General features: G+C 72.4%; 24 protein-coding genes. 11 read left to right on the top strand and 13 right to left on the bottom strand.

The window, feature by feature from the left end; translation table 11 throughout:
* Positions 1-31: 31 nt before the first annotated feature.
* Positions 32-709, bottom strand: coding sequence for a LuxR C-terminal-related transcriptional regulator (locus tag H295_RS0108830; RefSeq protein ID WP_020134994.1), 678 nt, complete (start codon positions 707-709; stop codon positions 32-34).
* Between the two features lie 191 nt (positions 710-900).
* Here H295_RS0108830 and H295_RS0108825 point away from each other — a divergent pair, with 191 nt between their 5' ends.
* The gene (locus H295_RS0108825) at positions 901-1,413 is read left to right on the top strand and encodes a GNAT family N-acetyltransferase (RefSeq protein WP_020134993.1); all 513 of its coding nucleotides are present in this window, start codon (positions 901-903) and stop codon (positions 1,411-1,413) included.
* Here the strand turns inward: H295_RS0108825 and H295_RS42930 are convergent.
* A complete protein-coding gene (locus H295_RS42930) occupies positions 1,397-1,987 on the bottom strand; it encodes a GNAT family N-acetyltransferase (protein WP_234021582.1) in 591 nt (196 codons plus the stop codon). The genes H295_RS0108825 and H295_RS42930 overlap by 17 nt on opposite strands.
* 57 nt (positions 1,988-2,044) lie before the next feature.
* Complete coding sequence (locus H295_RS0108815) at positions 2,045-2,881, bottom strand: helix-turn-helix transcriptional regulator (RefSeq protein ID WP_020134991.1); 837 nt, start codon at positions 2,879-2,881, stop codon at positions 2,045-2,047.
* Positions 2,882-2,984: 103 nt separating this feature from the next.
* On the opposite strand from H295_RS0108815, the gene H295_RS0108810 reads away from it, so the two are divergent.
* Complete coding sequence (locus H295_RS0108810) at positions 2,985-3,692, top strand: SDR family oxidoreductase (protein ID WP_020134990.1); 708 nt, start codon at positions 2,985-2,987, stop codon at positions 3,690-3,692.
* 77 nt (positions 3,693-3,769) lie between these two features.
* Here H295_RS0108810 and H295_RS0108805 read toward each other — a convergent pair whose 3' ends face one another.
* Together H295_RS0108805 and H295_RS0108800 are read right to left on the bottom strand one after the other, a co-directional pair.
* Positions 3,770-4,036 carry a hypothetical protein gene (locus tag H295_RS0108805; protein WP_020134989.1) on the bottom strand — a complete coding sequence of 89 codons (267 nt, stop codon included), beginning with the start codon at positions 4,034-4,036 and terminating at the stop codon, positions 3,770-3,772.
* 133 nt (positions 4,037-4,169) lie between these two features.
* On the bottom strand, positions 4,170-4,628 hold the full coding sequence (locus tag H295_RS0108800; protein WP_020134988.1) for a MarR family winged helix-turn-helix transcriptional regulator: 459 nt from the start codon (positions 4,626-4,628) through the stop codon (positions 4,170-4,172).
* A 134-nt stretch (positions 4,629-4,762) separates the two neighbouring features.
* On the opposite strand from H295_RS0108800, the gene H295_RS0108795 reads away from it, so the two are divergent.
* Positions 4,763-5,296, top strand: coding sequence for a 2'-5' RNA ligase family protein (locus tag H295_RS0108795; RefSeq protein ID WP_020134987.1), 534 nt, complete (start codon positions 4,763-4,765; stop codon positions 5,294-5,296).
* Between the two features lie 93 nt (positions 5,297-5,389).
* Here the strand turns inward: H295_RS0108795 and H295_RS0108790 are convergent, their stop codons facing one another.
* Together H295_RS0108790 and H295_RS0108785 are read right to left on the bottom strand one after the other, a co-directional pair.
* Positions 5,390-6,394 (bottom strand): PucR family transcriptional regulator, encoded by a 1,005-nt coding sequence (locus tag H295_RS0108790; protein ID WP_020134986.1) that lies wholly within the window; start codon positions 6,392-6,394, stop codon positions 5,390-5,392.
* 174 nt (positions 6,395-6,568) lie between these two features.
* Entirely contained in the window at positions 6,569-7,546 is a 978-nt protein-coding gene (locus H295_RS0108785) for an alpha/beta hydrolase (protein WP_020134985.1), read from the bottom strand.
* Positions 7,547-7,880: 334 nt separating this feature from the next.
* On the opposite strand from H295_RS0108785, the gene H295_RS0108780 reads away from it, so the two are divergent.
* Positions 7,881-8,762 (top strand): LLM class F420-dependent oxidoreductase, encoded by an 882-nt coding sequence (locus H295_RS0108780; protein WP_020134984.1) that lies wholly within the window; start codon positions 7,881-7,883, stop codon positions 8,760-8,762.
* On the opposite strand, the gene H295_RS0108775 is transcribed toward H295_RS0108780, so the two are convergent.
* On the bottom strand, positions 8,759-8,965 hold the full coding sequence (locus H295_RS0108775; RefSeq protein ID WP_020134983.1) for a hypothetical protein: 207 nt from the start codon (positions 8,963-8,965) through the stop codon (positions 8,759-8,761). The two genes, H295_RS0108780 and H295_RS0108775, sit on opposite strands and share 4 nt — an antisense overlap.
* Before the next feature lie 117 nt (positions 8,966-9,082).
* Between H295_RS0108775 and H295_RS0108770 the strand changes: the two genes are divergently transcribed.
* Positions 9,083-9,988 carry a LysR family transcriptional regulator gene (locus H295_RS0108770; protein WP_043217311.1) on the top strand — a complete coding sequence of 302 codons (906 nt, stop codon included), beginning with the start codon at positions 9,083-9,085 and terminating at the stop codon, positions 9,986-9,988.
* 124 nt (positions 9,989-10,112) lie between these two features.
* On the opposite strand, the gene H295_RS0108765 is transcribed toward H295_RS0108770, so the two are convergent.
* Positions 10,113-10,676 carry an NAD(P)H-dependent oxidoreductase gene (locus H295_RS0108765; protein ID WP_020134981.1) on the bottom strand — a complete coding sequence of 188 codons (564 nt, stop codon included), beginning with the start codon at positions 10,674-10,676 and terminating at the stop codon, positions 10,113-10,115.
* 100 nt (positions 10,677-10,776) lie between these two features.
* Here H295_RS0108765 and H295_RS0108760 point away from each other — a divergent pair, with 100 nt between their 5' ends.
* From H295_RS0108760 to H295_RS0108745, 4 genes are read left to right on the top strand one after another with little or no spacing between them, the layout of a single operon-like run.
* Positions 10,777-11,457, top strand: coding sequence for a TetR/AcrR family transcriptional regulator (locus H295_RS0108760; RefSeq protein WP_020134980.1), 681 nt, complete (start codon positions 10,777-10,779; stop codon positions 11,455-11,457).
* Positions 11,458-11,516: 59 nt separating this feature from the next.
* Positions 11,517-12,557, top strand: a complete 1,041-nt coding sequence (locus H295_RS0108755; RefSeq protein WP_020134979.1) for a LacI family DNA-binding transcriptional regulator — start codon at positions 11,517-11,519, stop codon at positions 12,555-12,557.
* A 20-nt stretch (positions 12,558-12,577) separates the two neighbouring features.
* The gene (locus H295_RS0108750) at positions 12,578-13,756 is read left to right on the top strand and encodes a 4-hydroxybenzoate 3-monooxygenase (protein ID WP_020134978.1); all 1,179 of its coding nucleotides are present in this window, start codon (positions 12,578-12,580) and stop codon (positions 13,754-13,756) included.
* Positions 13,757-13,786: 30 nt separating this feature from the next.
* Complete coding sequence (locus tag H295_RS0108745; protein ID WP_020134977.1) at positions 13,787-15,223, top strand: aldehyde dehydrogenase family protein; 1,437 nt, start codon at positions 13,787-13,789, stop codon at positions 15,221-15,223.
* Positions 15,224-15,232: 9 nt separating this feature from the next.
* On the opposite strand, the gene trxA is transcribed toward H295_RS0108745, so the two are convergent.
* Complete coding sequence (gene trxA, locus H295_RS0108740) at positions 15,233-15,619, bottom strand: thioredoxin (protein ID WP_020134976.1); 387 nt, start codon at positions 15,617-15,619, stop codon at positions 15,233-15,235.
* Positions 15,620-15,749: 130 nt separating this feature from the next.
* Between trxA and H295_RS0108735 the strand changes: the two genes are divergently transcribed.
* Positions 15,750-17,189 (top strand): dihydrolipoyl dehydrogenase family protein, encoded by a 1,440-nt coding sequence (locus H295_RS0108735; RefSeq protein ID WP_020134975.1) that lies wholly within the window; start codon positions 15,750-15,752, stop codon positions 17,187-17,189.
* On the opposite strand, the gene H295_RS0108730 is transcribed toward H295_RS0108735, so the two are convergent.
* A complete protein-coding gene (locus H295_RS0108730) occupies positions 17,186-17,833 on the bottom strand; it encodes a peptide deformylase (protein WP_020134974.1) in 648 nt (215 codons plus the stop codon). The genes H295_RS0108735 and H295_RS0108730 overlap by 4 nt on opposite strands.
* 121 nt (positions 17,834-17,954) lie before the next feature.
* On the opposite strand from H295_RS0108730, the gene H295_RS0108725 reads away from it, so the two are divergent.
* Complete coding sequence (locus H295_RS0108725) at positions 17,955-19,349, top strand: PepSY-associated TM helix domain-containing protein (protein WP_020134973.1); 1,395 nt, start codon at positions 17,955-17,957, stop codon at positions 19,347-19,349.
* Between the two features lie 8 nt (positions 19,350-19,357).
* Here H295_RS0108725 and H295_RS0108720 read toward each other — a convergent pair whose 3' ends face one another.
* Both H295_RS0108720 and H295_RS0108715 read right to left on the bottom strand, forming a co-directional pair.
* Positions 19,358-19,804, bottom strand: coding sequence for a winged helix DNA-binding protein (locus H295_RS0108720; RefSeq protein ID WP_020134972.1), 447 nt, complete (start codon positions 19,802-19,804; stop codon positions 19,358-19,360).
* A 2-nt stretch (positions 19,805-19,806) separates the two neighbouring features.
* Positions 19,807-20,310 carry a MarR family winged helix-turn-helix transcriptional regulator gene (locus H295_RS0108715; RefSeq protein WP_020134971.1) on the bottom strand — a complete coding sequence of 168 codons (504 nt, stop codon included), beginning with the start codon at positions 20,308-20,310 and terminating at the stop codon, positions 19,807-19,809.
* Between the last annotated feature and the right edge of the window lie 104 nt (positions 20,311-20,414).

The raw sequence follows: 20,414 nt of genomic DNA, 5'->3' as shown, positions 1-20,414 counted from the left end.
GTGGCCGGGCCTGGTCCCGGTCGGCCACGGCTCACGCGTGCAGGACGTGCTGGGACGGTGTGACCAGTCCCGATTCGTAGGCGAAGACGACCGCCTGGACCCGGCCGCGGGCGCCGATCTTGGTGAGGATGTTGCTGACGTGGGACTTCACCGTGGTCGGTGCGATGGAGAGCCGGTCGGCGATCTCGGAGTTGGAGTCGCCGGAGGCGACCGCGGCGAGCACGTCGCGCTCGCGTCCGGTGAGGCTGCCCAGCCGGTTGCCGGACGCCGGCCCGTCCACGGTCCGCTGGTTGCGGACGGCGTCGATGAGCGCACGGGTCAGCCCGGGGGAGACGACGACGTCACCCGCGGCCACGACCCGGACGGCCGCGACGAGTTCCTCGGCGGTGGCCCCTTCGGGCAGATGCCCCGCGGCCCCGGCGCGCAGGGCGGCGTAGGGCGAGGTGTCGTCGTCCGCGGTGAGCAGCAGGACGTGGGGGGCGGGGCCGTCCGGGGCGTGGGCGATACGGCGGACCGTCTCGGCGGTGTCCGGGTCGGTGCTCCGGCTGTCCAGCAGGACCACGTCCGGTCGGAGCCGGGCGCTGAGGCGGACCGTCTCGGGTCCGGGTGCCGCCTCGCCGACCACGGTCAGATCGGGCTGCGACTCCAGGAGCATACGAAGGCCGACACGCTGAAGTGCCTGGCCGGTGGCGATGAGGATGCTGGTCATGGCGTGCGTGCTCCGTCCCCGCCCAGCGGGCAATCGTGCTAAACGAAACGGTTTCGTTTTCGTGGGATCAGCGTAACTCCGGAGCTATCGAAACGGGAGCGTATCGATTGTGGGGTGGCTCACATCCTGATTCGGTTTGGGCGGGCGCCCACCGCAGGAACCGCTCGCTCTTGTGCGATAAGTTCCCCGCCATGGCTGAACCCGGACCCGTCGCCTGGCCACCCGCCCCGATCCGGACCCGACGGCTCGTGCTCCGCGCCTCCGAGGCCCGGGACCGAACGGCGTTCATCGACCTGTTCGCCTCACCGGAGGTGCACGCCCATCTCGGCGGCCCACGGCCCCGTGACGAACTCGAACTCTTCGTGGTCGAGCTCGACGGCGCGATGATCGGCATCGTCGAGCTCAACCGACGGGACGCGGACCACCGGAGCCAGGTCCGTCCCGGCGCCGGAGAGGCCGAACTCGGCTACCTGCTGCTGCCCACGGCGTGGGGACACGGATACGCGACCGAGGCCTGCGCGGCGGCGCTCGACTGGTTCGCCGGCGAGCAGCCCGGCGCACCGATGGTGCTCTCCACCTCGACCGCCAACGAGCCTTCCCTGCGTCTCGCGCGGAAACTGGGCTTCACCGAGGTGGGCCGCTTCGAGGAGTGGGGCGCCGAACACTGGGACGGGGTGTGGGTCCCCGTCACGAAGACCGACTGACCTCGTCGCGAGACGCGTGGCCCGGCAGGGTTCTCGTGACGACCCAGTGATGCTTTCCGATCCGCCGGGTGCGCCCGAAGCCCTGCGCCTCGAACATCGCCACCGTCCCGTTGTGCAGGAACGAGGAGGAGACCGCGCGGTTCCCGGCGTCCTCGGGATAGCTCTCCACCGTGCCGCCGCCGAGCCGCGCGATCTCCCGCAGGGCGCCGGAGAGCGCGGCGGCCGCCACGCCCTTGCGCCGGTAGCCCCTGTCCACGAAGAAGCAGGTGACGCGCCAGTCGGGCGGAGTGCCCAGGCCCTGTTCGTAGACCCGCCTGTGCTTGATCCGGGGCAGTTCACCGGTCGGCCCGAACTGGCACCAGCCCACGCAGACCGAGCCGTCGTACACGAGTGCGGCGTGCGCCCTGCCCTCCCGGACCCGCAGCTCCTTCTCCGCGCGGTTCTGCTCCGGGGACTTGTGGCGGCCCACTCCCTCCGCGTGGAAGGCCATGCACCAGCAGCCGCCCCACACGCCGTTGTGCCGCTCGACCAGCGACACGAAGTCGGGCCAGGTCGTCTCGTCCAGAGGTCTCACGCGGTAGGCGTCCTTCGGCACCCCACCAGGCTGCCACAGGAGACCGCCGGACAGGCCCTAGACCAGACTCTGCGTGCCGAGGACCGAGATCAGGCGCAGCTTCTCGGCGTCCTCGGTGCCGGGCTCCGCCGAGTAGACGAGGATGTGGAGGTCGCCCTCGTCGACCCGGAGCAGGTCGCAGTCGAGGGTGAGGATGCCGGCCTGCGGGTGCTCGATCGTCTTGCGCGAGGCGGTGAGCCGACCCACCACCCCCGTGTCCCACAGCTCGGCGAACCGCTCGCTCCGGCCCCGCAACTCGCGTACCAGAAGCGGGATGTGACGGTCGGCGGGATAGCGGGCCGCGGTCGCCCGCAGCTCGGCGACCATGCCCGTCTCGAAAGCCGCCCGCTCCTCGGGGGTGTGCCGCACCCGGCTCGCCATCCGGGTGAAGTTCCGCCAGACACCGTTGCGTTCGAGGCCGCGCAGGACGGACGGATCGCCCAGCAGTGCCGCGTACATCGGGTTGGTCACGAGCAGCGTCATGGCCGCGTCGGAGACCGCGACGGGGGTGTCGACCAGCCGGTCCAGCAGGCGCTGCACACTGGGCGTGATGAAGGCCGGCACCACATCGGGGCCCGGTGGCACCTGGCCCGCGAGCCCGAACAGGTACGTGCGTTCGTCCCCCGACAGCCGCAGCGCCCGGGCCAGCGCCTCGACCACCTGCACCGACGGGTTGACCGCACGGCCCTGTTCGAGGCGGGTCACGTAGTCGACCGAGATGCCCGCCAGCAGGGCCAGTTCCTCGCGGCGCAGTCCGGCCGCGCGCCGGTGCCCGCCGTAGGGCAGCCCGGCCGCGTCCGGGGCGACCCGGTCACGCCAGCGCCGCAGTGCCTGTCCCAGTTCCGTCGCCGCCATGCCCCTCAGTGAACACCGTCGGCCGCCCCTGTGCCTGGTACCGCCAGTCCCAGGAAGAAGGGTCTTCTGGCTGCCTCCGGGACGGCGCGGGACGGTGGGTGTCATGACGACAACACTCATCACCGGAGCCAACAAGGGCCTCGGCCACGAGACCGCCCGCCGACTCGTCGCCGCCGGCCACACCGTCTGGGTCGGGGCCCGTGACGCCGAGCGCGGCCGGCGCGCCGCCGACGAGCTCGGAGCCCGCTTCGTGCTGCTCGACGTCACCGACGACGCGTCCGTGGAGGCGGCCGCCAAGACCGTCGAAGCCGACGGGGGCCTCGACGTCCTGATCAACAACGCCGGTATCGAGACCCGTACCGACGACAACAGCGTGCCGGTCGCCGAGACCGTGACCGCGGACCACATGCGCACCACCTTCGAGACCAACGTCTTCGGAGTGGTCCGCGTCCTGCACGCCTTCCTGCCGCTGCTCCGGCGCTCGGCCGCGCCCGTCGTGGTCAACGTCAGCAGCGGACTGGCCTCGCTGACCCACCTCTCCGACCCCGAGCACCCCGCGCACTTCTATCCGGGCATCGCCTACCCGACGTCCAAGACCGCGGTCAACATGCTCACCGTGCAGTACGCGAAGGCGTTCCCGGACCTGCGGATCAACTCCGTGGAGCCCGGCTTCACCAGGACCGACCTGAACGGCAACACGGGCACCCAGACCGTGGCGGAGGGCGCCGAGATCATCGTACGGATGGCGCAGATCGGACCGGACGGCCCGACCGGGGGCTACTTCGACGTCCACGGCCCACTGCCGTGGTGACGCACGGCTGAACCGGGCGGCGCCCCGGGCCGCGGAGGCCGCCCGCCCCCAGTGCGGCCCGGGGGCCGGCCGGTTCGTCAGTTCTGGCGGTCCGGCGTGCAGAGCACCAGTACCGCCCGGGCGACGAGTTCCCCGGCCCCGCCGAGCTCCTGGCGGTAGCGGTCCGTGATCTCCCGCACGGTCTCGGTGAACCCGGGGTCCACCGCGCGGGCCCGGGCCGGAGCGGGGAGCTCCTGCGCCATCTCGCGGCGGCGCGCCAGCAGCGCGATGATCTCCTCGTCGAGACGCTCTATCCGGGTGGGTGACGCGTCGTTCCCGGGGGCGGTGGCCTGGTTCGTCGGCACGCTGAAACTCCGTTCCTCTGCGCGAGATGCACGAAACGCGGCGCGTTCCTTCACGGCTGATCCCTGAAGACCCTGCCCGTGGAGATCGGCGGGAATGCGTCCGGGTGCCAGGAGTTGCAGCCGACGACCACGCTCAGGCGGGGACGCCGAGGGTTTCGATCGCCTTGACGAGCGGGGCGAGTTCGGGATTGCGGGCGGCTTCGTCGAGCGCCTCGCGCAGGGCCGCCTCGTTGGTCGGGCGGGCCGTGTCCAGCAGGGTGCGGCCGGCGTCGGTGACATCGGTGTAGATGCCGCGCCGGTCGGTGGGGCACAGATAGCGGGTCAGCAGCCCGCGGTCCTCGAGGCGGGTGACCAGCCGGGTCGTGGCGCTCTGGCTGAGGACGACCGCGTCGGCGACCTGCTTCATCTGGAGATGGCCGCCCTCCCCGTCGTGCTGCCGGCTCAGCACGTCCAGCAGGGAGTACTCCCGCACGCTCAGCTCGTGCCCGGCCTGGAGGGCGCGCTCGATGTGCGCCTCGATCCTGCCGTGCAGCAGGGAGAGCGCACACCAGCCCTGGGCGAGGGCGGTGAGTGCCGGGTCAGTCGCGGTCATGGCGCTGGGCCTCCGTCCCGAAGTGGTGGGGTCAAGAATATGTCATCGGTGAAATAGTCGGCGTCGGCCTGATGTGCGTGTGTGCAAGTTCTGTCGGGTCGCGGCCTCCGGGCGCCGGCTGGTACACCCCTGTCATGACTGTCGACGCATCCGCCTCTTTCGTCAGCGGCCAGACGGCCCTCGTGGTGCCCGTGCCGGAGGCCGAGCCCGCGGTGCGGGCCTGGCGCGACCGCTTCGATCCGGCGGCCCGGGCCGGCGTCCCGGCACACGTCACCGTGCTCTTCCCGTTCCTGCCCGAGCCGCTGGTCGACGCCGGCACCCGCGCCGCCCTCGGCGAGATCCTCGGCAGCCACCCCTCCTTCGACGTGCGGTTCGAGGGCTGCGGCCGCTTTCCCGGACTGCTCTACCTCGCCCCCGCCCCGGACACGCCGTTCCGCCGGCTCACGGAGGCCGTCGTCGCACGCTGGCCGGAGGCCCCGCCGTACGGCGGGAAGTACGAGCCGCACCCGCATCTGACGGTCGCCCAGTCCCGCGACGACACCGTCCTGGACGAAGCCGAGGCCGACATCCGCACCGGCCTCCCCTTCGCGGCCCGGGTGTCGAAGGTCGACCTCGTCACCTACACCGGCACCGACTGGCAGCACCTGACGTCCTTCGCGCTGAAGTAGCCGAGCGCACCCGCACCGGCGGCCGGTCCCCGCGGAGAGCGAACCCGGTCGGGGCCGAGTCCGGGTTCCGCCGGACGGGCCGCGGCGGTTCCCTCACGACCGGGTCAAGTGCCGCATCGTCAGGGCCAGTTGCAGTCGCAGCCGGCCCTGGGGGGTACGCAGCGGCCAGCCCAGCAGATGCTCCGCGTGGGACAACCGGTCCTGGAGCGTGGAGTGGTGGACGTTGATCCCGGCGGCGGCCGCGCGCAGGCTCGCCGTCGAGACCACGGCGTCCAGGGTGGTCAGCAGCCAGGGCGTGCTCGCGCCCGCCGCCTCCAGGGCCCGGACATCGGGCGGCGCCTCCGCGCCCGGTGCCACGAGGTCGGCCAGCAGCGCCACACCGCCGAGCTCGTCGGCGTGCACGATCCTCGGCCCCGGATCCTGGGCGGTGCCCTCCGCGGTGAACCGCAGCGCGGTACGGGCCTGGGCCCAGGAGCGCGGCAGCTCGGGCACGGGCACCTCGGGCCCCACTCCGACCCGTCCGGTGCCCGTACGTCCGGTGAGCGTTTCGGTGTCCGCCCGTCCGGTCATGACGAGGGGCCGCCCGCCGAGCGGCGCCAGCGCACGTGCCGTTCCCCCGGGATCCAGCCCGAGCCCCCGTGCCGCGTGCACCCGCGCCGCCTCCGGGGCCGCGGCGTCCAGCACGGTCTCGACCAGCGCGGGGTCGTCCACGGGCGCCCGTCCGCGGGTACGGTCCAGCACGAGCCGTACGGCCCCCGCGGCCCGCTCCAGGATCACCGCGTCCACGACACTGGGCGCCCCCTCGGTCCGTTCGAGCCACAGCGCGGCGGCCCCGCCGGGTGTGAGCGCGGCGGAAGGCCAGCCGGCTTCCGGCGGGGCCCCGGAGTCCCGGCGCGTGCCGTCGGCCTCGACCCGTACCCGCACCCGCCGCTCCACGTCGACCAGCCTCGCGGGCACCCCGGCCAGCACGGCGGCGCCCCGCACCAGGGACTCCAGCCCCGCCCGGGACTCGGACAGCCGATCGAAGTAGGCGATGACCCGCACGGCGGCACCGGCGTCCGGGTCCAGCGCGGTCAGGCGCCCGGCCAGCTCTTTCATACGGCTATGGTGCGCCATCGGCGCCGCGAAGCGCCCTGAGAGGGCGCGGGGAACCGCACGGCCGGGCCGTGGCGGAGCCGCGGTGGCTCGATGCGGGCAGCGGGGTGGGGCGTTCCGGCGCTGCCGCATCCGCCCGACACGCCACGCCACCCCGCGGCACCCCCTCCCGCAGCCTCAGTTGCCCAGCAGCCTGCGCAACCACGTCACCTGAGCCGCGCGTGCGGTCTGTGACAGCGCCGCCTGCGGAGCGAAGCCGTCGAAGCCGTGGAAGCCGCCGGGCCACACGTGCAGTTCGGCCACTCCGCCCGCCTGCCAGATCCGGGACGCGTACGCGACGACCTCGTCGCGGAACGTCTCCGCGGAGCCCACGTCGAGGAAGGCCGGCGGCAGCCCCGAGAGGTCCTCCGCCCGGGCCGCCGCCGCGTACGCCGGTACGTCCGGTCCGCCCCGCCGCTCACCCAGCAACGCCGTCCACCCGGTCTCGTTCGCCGTACGGTCCCACACCCCCAGGCCCGCCATCTGGTAGGTCGACGGACTGTCGTTGCGGTCGTCCAGCATCGGGCACATCAGCAGCTGACCGATCGGGCGGGGTCCCTTCCGGTCCCGGGTGAGCAGGGCCAGCGCCGCCGAGAGACCGCCACCCGCGCTCGCTCCCGCGATGACGATCCGCTCGGCGTCGCCGCCGATCTCCCCTGCGTGCTCGGCGGTCCACACGAGCCCGGCGTACACGTCCTCGATCGGTTCCGGATGCGGATGCTCGGGCGCCAGCCGGTACTCCACCGACACCACCACCGCGTCCAGTTCCCGCGCCCAGGCCAGCGGAGCGTCGACGCCGAGCCGGTTGTTGCCGAGGACCATGCCGCCGCCGTGGACGTGGTAGATCACCGGCCGCCCGGGACCGCCGGGCTCCGGGGTGACGGGCCGGGCGATGAGCAGCGAGATCTCCGGGGCACCCTCCGGCCCGGGCACGGACCGGTCCTCCACCTTGAAGAACCCGCCCAGCGTCAGGTCCAGCTCGGCCAGCATCTGGATGCCCGGTCCCTGGCGCACGACGTCGATCTCGTCCAGGGTGAGGCCGGGCGAGATCACGTCCCTGATCAGATCCAGGGCGGCACCGAGTTCGGGGTCGAACGGGGGCGGCACATGCGTCATGGCTTCTCCTCACGCGGGGTGCGGCGGCTCGTGGCGCCATGATCGGCCCCTCGGCGCCGGTCCGGGGCGCCGCCGTACGGCGGAAGCTGCCCGCCGTACGGCGGGTGACAACGGAGAGCGACGCATGCGCGCATGCGTGACCTGCGTGTCCTTTCCCTGGCCTGCTGGCAGATCGACGTCCCCAGCCCTGGTGACGACGGAACGCGCCGCCTCCACCCACCCCTTCGAGAGGCTCCGCCCCTGCTCCCGCCCTCGCCTCCCTCCCCCTTGACTTCGAGCGCGCTCGAAGTCGTAGCGTCGCCGTCATCGGCCAGGTCCCGGGAGCGGAGACGACATGCGTGTGGGTGTGCACATCAACCGGTTCGACCATCCCGCGGGCGGCCCCGCTCTCGGTGCCGAACTCGCTGCCGCCGGCCGCGCGGCCGAGGCGGCCGGGGTGAGCTGGCTGTCGGTGATGGACCACTACTTCCAGATGGAATTCAACGGCGGCGCCGAGGACCCCATGCTGGAGGCCTACACGACTCTCGGCTTCCTCGCGGCCCACACCGAGACGGTCCGCCTCGGCGCGCTGGTCACGGGAGTGACGTACCGTCATCCGGGCCTGCTCGCCAAGATCGCGACCACGCTCGACGTGCTCTCCGGCGGCCGCGCGACCCTCGGGATCGGGGCCGCCTGGTACGACCGTGAGCACGAGGGCCTGGGCGTGCCGTTCCCGCCCGTCGCCGAGCGCTTCGAGCGGCTGGAGGAGACCCTGCGGATCTGTCTCCAGATGTGGGACCCGGCGACGAACGGTCCCTTCGAGGGCACCTACTACCGGCTCGCCGAGACGCTGTGCGTACCGGCCCCGGTCAGCAGCCCGCATCCCGAGATCATGATCGGCGGCAGCGGGGAGAAGAAGACGCTGCGCCTCGTCGCCCGCCACGGCGACGCCTGCAATCTCTTCACCACCTCGCCCGAGGAGGTCGTCCACAAGCTCGACGTGCTGCGCGGCCACTGCGACACCGAGGGACGCGACTACGACGAGATCCGCAAGACCGTCCTCTATGCGGGCGAGTCCGCCTCCGAGGGCGACCTCGACACCTTCACCCGGGACATCGCGCGCTACACCGAGCTCGGCATCGACACGGTCATCCTCGCCCCGCGACTCGGCGCCCCCGCGCAGTGGATCGAACAGTTCGCGGCGCCCGCCGTACGGCGCCTGGCGGAACTGGACTAACCGGCCTCGGCAACGGCGGGCCGACTGCGCGAGACGACCCGCGTGCCCCCACCGTCGACCACCCGCACCTGCAACGACCCGCAGCCGCATCGCGCCCACACCGTGCGACCGTCGCCCGTGCCGTGCCGGGACACCACCTGGAAGGGCTCGGCGTCGTCCGGCCAGCCGCAGTGCGGGCAGACGGCGCGGGTGGGACTGGTCATGGTGGCTCCTTCGCATCCACTGACTGAGTACGGCCGTCGCGACACAGCCAGCATGCGGCGGGGTCTTCGTTCACGTCCACGTTGACTTTCTGGACGTGACCTTGAAGCGTGGGCTTCATGATTGACCTGCGCCGGCTCCACGTCCTGAGGGCGGTCGCCCACTACGGCACGGTCACCGCCGCGGCCCGGGCCCTGCACTTCACCCCGTCGGCGGCCTCCCAGCAGATCCGCCAGCTCGCCCGAGACCTGGGCGTGGACCTCCTCGAACCCCAGGGCCGCGGCATCCGACTCACCCCGGCAGCCGAGAGCCTGCTGGCGCACGCCGACGCGATCCAGGCCCGCTGGGAACAGGCCGAACTGGAGCTGCACGCCGACCAGGACGAGTCCGCGGGACTGTTGCGGGTGGGCGGTCTGGCCGGTGCCGTCTCGGCGCTGCTCGCTCCGATGGCGGTCCGGCTGCGCGAGCGGCACAGCCGACTCACCGTCAGCATCCGGGAGTTGGGGCTGCCCGAGAGCTTCGACCTGCTCTTCGAGGGGGCGATCGACCTGGCCGTGGTGGAGGCGACTCCGTACAACCCGCCGATGAGCGACGCCCGCTTCGACCAACAGCCCCTGCTGGACGACCCGTTCGACCTGGTCGTAGCCGCGGACCATCCGCTGGCCCGGCGTGACCGGGTGGATCTCGCCGACGCGGCCCACGAGGACTGGATCGCCCCCGTGGTGGACAGCGCCTGCCGCACCCACGTCATGTCGGCCTGCGGCGCGGCAGGCTTCACCCCGAACGTGGTCCATCAGGCCGTGGAGTGGAACGTCACCGCTCATCTCGTCGCCCACGGCCTGGGCGTGGCGCTGATCCCCTGCCTGGCCCACCTGACCCCCGACCTGCCGATCACGAGGATCCGCTGTGTGGGCAACCCCCACCGAAAGATTCTGACCTGCACCCGCACCGGAGCCCACGAACGCCCGGCGGTCGCGGCGGCGGTGAGGGAACTGAGGGCTCTGGCAAAAACCGCGGTGGCGTGAAGCGCCCCGTCAGGGGCGCGGGGAACTGCGCGAACAACCCCCACCGACCCGCAGGCGACACACAAAGGGGCCGGAGTGCAAAGAACTCCGGCCCCTCGAGCCAAACGCTTCAAGCACCGCAGGTTCAGGCGGCCGCAACCTCACCCGCGTTGCTGTGCAGCTGCGCCACGACCTCGGCCAGCTGTGCGGCGACCTCCGCGTCGTCCGCCGGGTGCGTCTCGGCGAACCGGACCACGGAACCCGGGATGGACAGCTTGACGTCCTCGAGCACCTTGCCGCCGGCGATGCCCACGGCCTTGCGGGTCTCGTCCTGCGCCCAGACCCCGCCGAACTGGCCGAACGCGGTGCCGACGACGGCGACCGGCTTGCCGGCGAAGGCGCCGGCGCCGTACGGACGCGACAGCCAGTCGATGGCGTTCTTCAGGACGGCCGGGATGGTGCCGTTGTACTCGGGGGAGAAGAACAGGAACGCGTCGGAGGCCTGCGCGGCCTCGCGCAGCTTGGCGGCGGCCGCCGGGACGCTGCCCTCGACGTCGATGTCCTCGTTGTAGAAGGGGATCTCGGCCAGGCCCTCGTAGAGCACGATCTCCGCGCCCTCGGGAGCGTGCTTGACGGCCGCCTCGGCGAGCTGGCGGTTGTGCGAGCCGGCGCGAAGGGATCCGACGAGCGCCAGGATGCGAACAGACATGCGTTACTCCAAGGGTGCTGAAACACTGCCGTAATGTTCCGGACCGGGGTCCGTTTAATTTCTAGCATCCCAAACGGACCGGGGTCCAGTTTTCTTCCCGATGCTTTACGCTGGCTTCATGTCCGAGACCCTGTCCCCGTTGCCGATGCCCGAGGAGCCCTCCGACAAGCCCCGTCTCCTGGAGGTCGGATTCGCTTCCGACGAGCCGTGCCTGCGTGCCGACGCGGCCCGCAACCGGGCTCGGCTGCTGGAGGCCGCGACCCGGCTGATCGCGGAGCACGGTGTGGCAGGCGTCACCATGGAGGCGGTGGCCACGGCCGCCGGAGTCGGCAAGGGCACGGTCTTCCGTCGCTTCGGCGATCGCACCGGACTGCTCCTGGCGCTCCTCGACCACTCCGCCCGCATGCTCCAAGCGGACTTCCTCGCCGGCCCGCCCCCGCTGGGCCCGGGAGCCCCGCCGGTGGACCGGCTGCGGGCACTCGGCGTGGCCGTGCTGTACCGCTACGCCGAACAGTTGGACCTGCTGCTGGCCGCGCAGTCGGAGCCGACCCGGCGCCACTCCCACCCGGCGGCGCGCGCCCTGCACATGCACACCGCCATGCTGCTTCGGCAGATACTCCCGGACGCCGACTGCGAGTTGCTGGCCCAGACGCTGATGGCGTACCTCGACCCGGCCCTCATCCACCACCTCACCCGGCAGTGCGACATGCCGCTGGGGCGCCTGGAGGCCGGCTGGAACGACCTCGTGACGCGTGTGACCGGCGCCGATCCGCAGCGCTGAGCGGCAGCCCGGCGAGAGCGGCAACCCCACATGTGGGCGCCGTCACAGCTTCTGCAAAGATGACGATCGTCATGGTGCAGATACAGAACACGTCCGCGTCCGCCTTACCGCGTTCCGTGCCCACGAGTGCCGATGTGGCCCGCCTGGCCGGCGTCTCGCGCGCGACCGTCTCCTACGTCCTCAACAACACCAGCGCCGTCCGGATCAGCGAGCCCACCCGCCGCCGCGTCCACGCCGCCGCGAAGGAACTCGGGTACGTCCCGCACGCGGCCGCCCGCAGCCTGCGCGCCGGCCACAGCCGGATGGTCCTCATGCCGGCCCCGTCCATCCCGGTCGGCCCCCTCTACAGCCAGTTCATCAGTGAACTCCAGTGGGCCCTCGGCCGCCTCGACTACACCGTCGTCCAGTACGGCAGCGTCGGCCTCCAGGGGGAGGAGGCGGCCCGCGCCTGGGCCGAGCTGCGCCCGGTCGCCGTCCTGGTGCCCGGCACCGGACTCGGCCCGCAGGGTGTCGCCCTGCTCCGCCGCTCCGGCGCCCGAGCCGTGGTCACCTTCGCCCCCGAGGCCGTCGAGGGCGCCCACGCCCTGCTCATGGACCACGAGCGGGTCGGCCACTGCGCCGCCGCCCACCTGTACGCACGCGGCCGGCGCCGCATCGGCGTGGTGGTGCCCGAGGAGGCCGGCCTGGAGGCCTTCTCGCTGCCCCGCCTGGCAGGTGTGCGCCGGGCCCTGCTCGGCACGGACGCCACGCTCACCGAGCTGCCCCTCGCCTTCGAGGAGCAGGCCGCGGTCAAGCTCGCAGCCCGCTGGCGGGAGCTCGGACTCGACTCCGTGTTCGCATACAACGACGAATACGCGATGCTGTTGATGCGAGCCCTTCAGGACGAGGGGCTGCGCATCCCGGAGGACACGGCGGTGATCGGCGCCGACGACCTGCTCCTCGGCCGGCTGCTGCGCCCCCGGCTCAGCACCGTCCACATCGAGCTGCCGTCCGGCCGTGACCTGGCCGAACTCGTCGACCGCGCGGTGCGTGAACCGGGTGCCGCGACCGAGACGCACACGGTGCTGGGTGCCACGGTGGTGCACCGCGACTCCAGCTGACGGACGCAGGGAGGCCTGCCATGCGCACCACGGTCGGGATCATCGGCGGCGGCCCCGCCGGACTGCTCCTCGCGCGCATGCTGCACCGCGCCGGCGTCGACTGCGTGGTCCTGGAGAGCAGGACGCGGGAGTACGTCGAGCACCGCCAGCGGGCCGGAATGCTGGAGCAGGGCACCGTCGACGCCCTGCGCGCCTGCGGGGCCGCCGACCGCCTGGAGGCGCAGGGCCTGGTCCACCGGGGCATCGAGCTGCGGTTCGCGGGGGAGCGGCACCGCATCGACTTCCCCGCGCTCACCGGCGGCCGCACGGTCACCATCTACGCCCAGACCGAGATCGTGAAGGACCTCGTCGGGCTCCAGCTGGCCGAAGGGCCACCGCTGTTGTTCGAGGCGGAGGCCCTCGCGGTCGAGAAACCGGACAGCGACGCCCCCGTGGTGCGGTTCCGGCACGAGGGCCGTGAACGGACGCTGGCCTGCGACTGGGTCGCCGGCTGCGACGGCTTCCACGGCATCGCCCGCAGGGCTTTCCCGGCGGCCACGAGCCGGACGTACGCGCGCGACTACCCGTACTCCTGGCTCGGGATCCTCGCCGACGTCCCGCCCTCCTGCGAGGAGTTGATCTACGCCCGCGGCGAGCGCGGCTTCGCGCTGCACAGCATGCGCTCCCCGTCCGTCTCCCGCCTCTACCTCCAGGTCCCCAACGGCACGGACGCCGCCGACTGGTCCGACGAGCGCATCTGGGACGAGCTCGCCGCCCGCTTCGCGATCGACGCCGACTGGACCCTCGCCAGGGGCCCGGTCACCGCCAAGTCGGTGACCCCGATGCGCAGCCATGTCCACGAACCCATGCGGCACGGCCGCCTGCTGCTGGCCGGGGACGCCGCGCACATCGTGCCGCCGACCGGGGCCAAGGGGCTCAACCTCGCCGTGTCGGACGTGTCCGTCCTCGCGCGGGCCCTCACCGAGGCGCACCGCAAGGGATCCACACAACTGATCGACAGATATTCGGAGTTGTGTCTGTCTCGTGTGTGGCAGGCCACGCGCTTCTCGTACGACATGACTAGGATGTTGCATGCTCAACCAAACGGGGATGCGTTCGAGAGCCGGATGCAGCTCGCACGGCTGCGCCGCATCACCGTATCCCGCCATGCGGCCGCCGAACTGGCCGCGAACTACACGGGACCACCCCTGCCCGCGTGAGTCCCGCAGGTGATCGAACGGAGAGCCGTCATGTCGTTGCTCGACCCCAAGAGCTGGCAGCCCCACCCCCTTTCGGGACCTGAGTACGCGGTCACCGAGCCCGCAACCGGCGACACCCTCGCCACCGTCACCCTCGCCACCGGCGAGGACGTGGAGCGCTCCGCTCAGGCCGCCCGCGCCGCCCAGGCCGAATGGGCCCGGCTCCCGCACTTCGTCCGGGCCGGGGTACTGCGCAAGGCCGGTGACCTGTTCGCCGCGCACGCCGAGGAACTGCGCGGCTGGCTCGTCCGCGAGTCCGGGTCCATACCCGGCAAGGCCGACTTCGAGCTGCACGTGGCCGCCCAGGAGTGCTACGAGGCCGCCGCCCTCGCCTCCCGCCCCGCGGGTCAGGTCCTGCCCAGCGAGGCGCCGAGGCTGTCGTACACCCGCCGGGTCCCGGTCGGTGTCGTCGGCGTGATCTCGCCGTTCAACGCCCCGCTGATCCTGTCGATCCGTTCCGTCGCCCCCGCGCTCGCCCTGGGCAACGCGGTGCTCCTCAAGCCCGACCCGCGCACCGCGGTCTGTGGCGGTCTCTCGCTCGCCGCCGTCTTCGCGGAGGCCGGGCTGCCCGAGGGCCTCTTCCACGTCCTGCCCGGCGGCCCGGACGTCGGCCAGGCCCTGGTCGCCGACCCGCGCGTCCCCGTCATCTCCTTCACCGGGTCGACCGCAGCCGGCCGCGCGGTGGGCGAGGCGGCCGGACGCCACCTCAAGCGCGCCCACCTGGAACTCGGCGGCAACTCCGCGCTGATCGTCCTGGAGGACGCCGACATCGAGGCCGTCATCTCCACGGCCGCCTGGGGATCCTTCTTCCACCAGGGCCAGATCTGCATGACGACGGGCCGCCACCTCGTCCACGAGTCGCTGTACGCGGAGTACGTCGAGCGGCTGGCCGCCAAGGCCGACTCGCTCGCCGTCGGCGACCCGAACCGGGAGCAGGTCCACCTCGGCCCGATCATCGACGACAACCAGCTCGCCAAGGTGCGCGGCCTGGTCGACGCCAGCACCGCCCAGGGCGCCAAGCTGGCCGCGGGCGGCACCCACGAGAAGCTCTTCTACCGGCCGACGGTCCTCGCGGGCATCGACGACAGCACGCCCGCCTACGCGGAGGAGGTCTTCGGGCCCGTCGCGCCCGTACGGTCCTTCGCCACCGTCGACGAGGCGGCCGCCCTGGCCGCCGCGGGGCCCTACGGCCTCTCGCTGGGCATCGTCACCGGGGACGCGGCCCGCGGTCTCGACCTGGCGGAGCGGATCCCGACCGGCATCGTGCACATCAACGACCAGACCGTGAACGACGAGGCCGTCGCGCCCTTCGGAGGCATCGCCGCGTCCGGCACCGGCGCCCGGTTCGGCGGCGAGGCCAACGTGGAGGCCTTCACCGACGTGCGGTGGACGACGGTACGTGCGGACGTGGCGACGTACCCGTTCTGATCAGGGGTTTTACTGGTCGTTCTGCTCGGCCTGGGCCTGCTGCGCGGCCACGGCCTTGCGGACCTCGTCCATGTCCAGCTTGCGGGCCTGCCCGATGACGTCCGTCAGGGCCGACTCGGGCAGCGCGCCCGGCTGGGCGAACACCGCGACCTGGTCGCGGACGATCATCAGCGTCGGGATCGACTGGATGCCGAAGGCCTGGGCCAGCTCCGGCTGGGCCTCGGTGTCCACCTTGCCGAAGACCAGGTCGGGGTTGTCCTCGGCGGCCTTCTCGTAGACCGGCGCGAACTGGCGGCAAGGACCGCACCAGGACGCCCAGAAGTCGATCAGGACGAACTCGTTGTCCGTGACCGTCTGGTCGAAGTTCTCCTTGGTGAGCTCCACGGTGCTGCTCATTGAGCCAACCCTCTTCCTGGTATCGGGGAAACCGTCCGGCACAACACGCCCGGTGGGGCACGTATTCCACGCGCTGTCCCGCGCGCTTACCCATGTGGCCCCGGCGCACACCACCCACCAGACTGGGCCCATGACGGAAACGGAAGACATCGCGAACAGCACCTACGACGTAGTGGTGCTCGGTGCCGGACCCGTGGGGGAGAACGTGGCGGACCGCACCCGTGCGGCCGGGCTCTCCACCGCGGTCGTGGAGAGCGAGCTGATCGGCGGGGAGTGTTCCTACTGGGCCTGTATCCCCAGCAAGGCCCTGCTGCGGCCGGCGATCGCCCAGGCGGAAGCGCGCCGCCTGCCCGGTCTGAGCGCCTCGGTGCAGGGCCCCCTCGACGCGGCCGCGGTCCTCGCGCGCCGGGACTACTGGACCTCGGACTGGAAGGACGACGGCCAGGTCGGCTGGCTGGAGAGCATCGGCGCCGAGATCCACCGCGGTCACGGTCGCCTCAGCGGAGAGCGGACGGTCACGGTCACCGCCCCCGACGGCACACAGAAGGTGCTGACCGCCCGGCACGCCGTGGCCGTCTGCACCGGCACCCGGGCCGTGCTGCCCGACCTGCCGGGTCTGGAGAAGGTCAAGCCCTGGACCAGCCGCGAGGCCACCAGCGCCAAGGCGGCGCCGGGACGCCTGGTCGTGGTCGGCGGTGGCGTGGTCGCCACCGAGATGGCCACGGCCTGGCAGGCCCTCGGTTCACGGGTGACGCTCCTGGTCCGTGGGAAGGGCCTGCTCAACCGCATGGAGCCGTTCGCGGGCGAGCTCGTCGCCGAGGCGCTCACCGAGGCCGGCGTCGACGTCCGCACCGGCACCTCGGTCGAGTCGGTCACCCGGGAGAACGGCACGGTCGTGGTGGTCACCGGCACCGGCGACCGCATCGAGGCGGACGAGATCCTCTTCGCCACCGGACGCGCCCCGCACACCGACGACATCGGCCTGGACACCGTCGGCCGGGAGCCCGGCAGCTGGCTGGAGGTCGACGACAGTCTCCTGGTGACCGGAAGCGACTGGCTCTACGCCGTCGGCGACGTCAACCACCGCGCGCTCCTCACCCACCAGGGCAAGTACCAGGCCCGCATCGCCGGCGCCGCCATCGCCGCCCGCGCCTCGGGAAGCCCGGTCCAGTCGGACCCGTGGGGCCCGCACGCCGCGACCGCCGACCACGACGCCGTGCCCCAGGTCGTCTTCACCGACCCGGAGGCCGCCGCCGTGGGCCTCTCCCTGGCGGAGGCCGAGCAGGCGGGCCACCGGGTCCGCGCGGTCGACTACGACCTCGGCTCGGTGTCGGGCGCCGGCCTCTACGGCGACGGCTACCGCGGCCGTGCCCGCATGGTCGTCGATCTGGAACGCGAGATCCTCCTCGGCGTCACCTTCGTCGGCCCCGGCGTCGGCGAACTGATCCACTCCGCGACGATCGCGGTCGCGGGCCAGGTCCCGATCAGCAGGCTCTGGCACGCGGTCCCGGCGTTCCCGACGATCAGCGAGGTGTGGCTGCGGCTCCTGGAGGCCTACCGGGACAACTAGGAGGGCAGCTCGAACCCGAGGGACGCAGCCGCCTGCTCAGGGGTCGGCTGCGTCCAGCGTTCGGCCATCGCCCGGTTCGAGGACAGCGAGCGCGGTTCCGCGCGGTCCAGGTAGAGGGTGCCGTCCAGGTGGTCCGTCTCGTGCTGGACGATCCGTGCGGGCCAGCCCGTGAACAGCTCGTCCACCGGTCGACCGAGCTCGTCCTCGCAGGTCAGCCGGACCGCGGCAGGCCGTGCCACCACGGCCTGCCAGCCCGGCACGCTCAGACAGCCCTCGAAGAACGCGGCCCGCTCGGGACCGGCCGCCTCGTACGACGGATTGACCAGCACCCGGAACGGCTGCGGGACGCGTCCGCGTGCCAGCCGCACCTCCTCGGGCACCGGGGCGGGGTCCTCGATCACCGCGATCCGCAGGAGGACCCCGACCTGAGGTGCGGCCAGACCGACGCCGGGCGCCGCGTGCATCGTGATGCGGAGGGCCTGGACGAAGCGGGACAGGAGGGCGGCGTCCAGGTGGCCGTCGTAAGGCTGGATGCTGTTGCGCAGCACCGGGTCGCCGGCCGCGACGATCGGGAGCGGGCCGTCCGTGGCGAGGAGTTCCTCGATCAGGTCGGCAAGGGGCTTGCGGGGACTCGGGGTTGCCATCGCGTCAGGATGCCATGGGCGCCTCATGTGTGATGCGGGTCACTCGGCGTGCCGGGAACTCGGCGCCCCCGCCCTCCGACTACTGGACCGCTACCGTCCCCAGCCCCCGGAGAAGCCGCCGATGTCCACCGCTCCCACGACGACCACGGACGAGGCCCCCGGGCCGGCCGCTCCGACGCCGGCCCCCGGCAGATGGGCCCCGCTGCGCCCGCTCGTGCTGCGCCTGCACTTCTACGCCGGCGTGTTCGTCGCACCCTTCCTGCTGGTCGCCGCCGTCACCGGCTTCCTGTACGCCGGTGCCTTCCAGGCCGAGAAGATCGTCTATCGCCACGAGATGACCGTGACCGCGGTCGGAGACAGCAAACTCCCCCTCTCGGAGCAGGTGGCCGCCGCGCGCAAGGCCCACCCCGAGGGCACCGTCTCGGCGGTACGGCCCTCTCCCGAGGCCGACGCGACGACCAGGGTGATGCTGTCGGGCGTGAAGGGTGTCGACCCCGGTCACACGCTCGCCGTGTTCGTCGACCCGTACACCGGAAAGGTGCGCGGCGCGCTGGAGCAGTACGGCTCCACCGGGGCGCTGCCCCTGCGCACCTGGATCGACGAGTTCCACCGCGACCTCCACCTCGGCGAGAACGGCCGCCTCTACAGCGAGTTCGCCGCGAGCTGGCTGTGGGTGATCGCGGGCGGCGGCATCGTGCTGTGGTTCTCCCGCCGCCGCGCCCTGCGCAAGGTCCGCGGCACCACCGGGCGGCGCCGCACCCTCGGTCTGCACGGCACCGTCGGCGTCTGGGCCGCGGCCGGCTTCTTCTTCCTGTCCGCGACCGGCCTGACCTGGTCCACGTACGCGGGCGCCAACATCGACGAACTGCGCACCTCGCTGGGCCAGTCCACCCCCTCGGTCTCCTCCGCCGCGGGCGGCGACCACTCCGGCCACGGCGCCTCCGCCTCCGCCGGGGACGCCGAGCACGGCGTCGGCCTTGACAAGGTGCTGGCAGCGGCCCGCGCCGAGGGACTCGGCGACCCCGTGGAGATCGTCCCGCCCGCCGACGCGTCCTCGGCCTATGTCGTACGACAGGTGCAGCGCAGCTGGCCCGAGAAGCAGGACTCCGTCGCCGTCGACCCGGCCACCGGCAAGGTCACCGACACGCTGCGGTTCGCCGACTACCCGCTGCTCGCCAAGCTGACCCGCTGGGGCATCGACCTGCACACCGGCGTCCTGTTCGGGCTGGTCAACCAGATCGCCCTGATGATCCTCGCCCTGTCGCTGGTCCTGCTGATCGTGTGGGGCTACCGGATGTGGTGGCAGCGCGGCCGGGGCTCCGCCTTCGGACGGCCGATCCCGCGCGGAGCCTGGCAGCAGGTGCCGCCGCAGATCCTGGTGCCGGGCGTCGTGGTCATCGCGGTCCTCGGCTACTTCGTGCCGCTGCTCGGCATCCCGCTGGCCGGGTTCATCGTGGCCGACGTGATCCTCGGTGAGATCGCCCGCCGGAAGGGGAGGAGGACAGCGGCGGTCTGAGGCGGCTGCTACGCCGTCAGTGCCGCGAGTTCCCGGTTGGCGCGCTCGGTGATGAGGCTCAGCACCCGCCCGGCCACGGCGAGTTCCTCCTCGGGGATGCCGTCGTAGACCCGCGCGGAGAGGGGAGCCGTCTCCGCGGACGTCGTCTCGTGCAGCTGTCGCCCGGCTTCCGTGATCCGGATCCGGGAGGGCTGTTGGGGGCTCAGGGCGCCCGATGCGATCAGTTCGTCGACTACAGCGTCCGCCTCCGCAGCCTCGATCTTGAGGGAGTCGACGACACCGTCGACGAGGTGCTGCCGCTCGACCGGGTCCTCGGCGACGGCGGCCAGGCGCAGGGTGACGGACTGCTGGAAGGTCAGGCCGTGGCGGGCGAGGACGCGCTCCAGGATTCCGCGGGCCGCGTAGTGGGCCAGGGCGATGACGCGGGGGTTCAGGAGGGGAGGGGTGGTGGTCATGGCTACTGCTCCTTCGGGTTGCCGTTCGCCGGGTCGAGGGGTGTGTAGATCGCCGGGTCGAGGGGTGTGGCGAGCAGGGTTGCCAGCTCGCGCTTGAACGCTTGTGCGCGGGTGCTGTCCAGGCCTCCGAGGGGCGCCAGCAACTGCTCCAGGAGCCCCTGGACCACCGCGATGGCCTGCCCGGTCCGCTCCCGGCCCTCCTCGGTGAGCGCCAGTTGCACCGCGCGCGGGTCGCGCGGGTCGCGCGTGCGCTCCAGGAGCCCGGCGCTCTCCAGGGAGCGCGCGAGCTTCGAGACGTAGAGCGGTTCGAGGCCGGTGTGGTCGGCCAGGCGCCGCTGACTGGGCCGCTCGCCGCCGCGCTGCATGCCGTACAGCGAGGTCACCAGGGAGTACTGGGCGTGGGTCAGGCCGAGCGGGGCCACCGCGCGGTCGACGGCGACCCGCCACTTCATCGACAGTCGCCAGACCAGGAAACCGGGCGTCGCGCCCTCGGGTGCCGTACTCATGCCTCGATACAGTACATGGCTACTATGTCCATGGCTACTGTTATCCGGTCGTGGCCACGGCCCTGCGGCGGCCGCCTCGCCCCGTGGCTGTGCTGTCCCTGTGC

The sequence above is a fragment of the Streptomyces sp. 351MFTsu5.1 genome (genome assembly GCF_000383655.1).
GTDB classification, from domain to species: domain Bacteria; phylum Actinomycetota; class Actinomycetes; order Streptomycetales; family Streptomycetaceae; genus Streptomyces; species Streptomyces griseorubiginosus.
The sequence above is the reverse complement of the archived record's forward strand: the minus strand, read 5'-3'. Positions and strand labels throughout refer to the sequence as shown.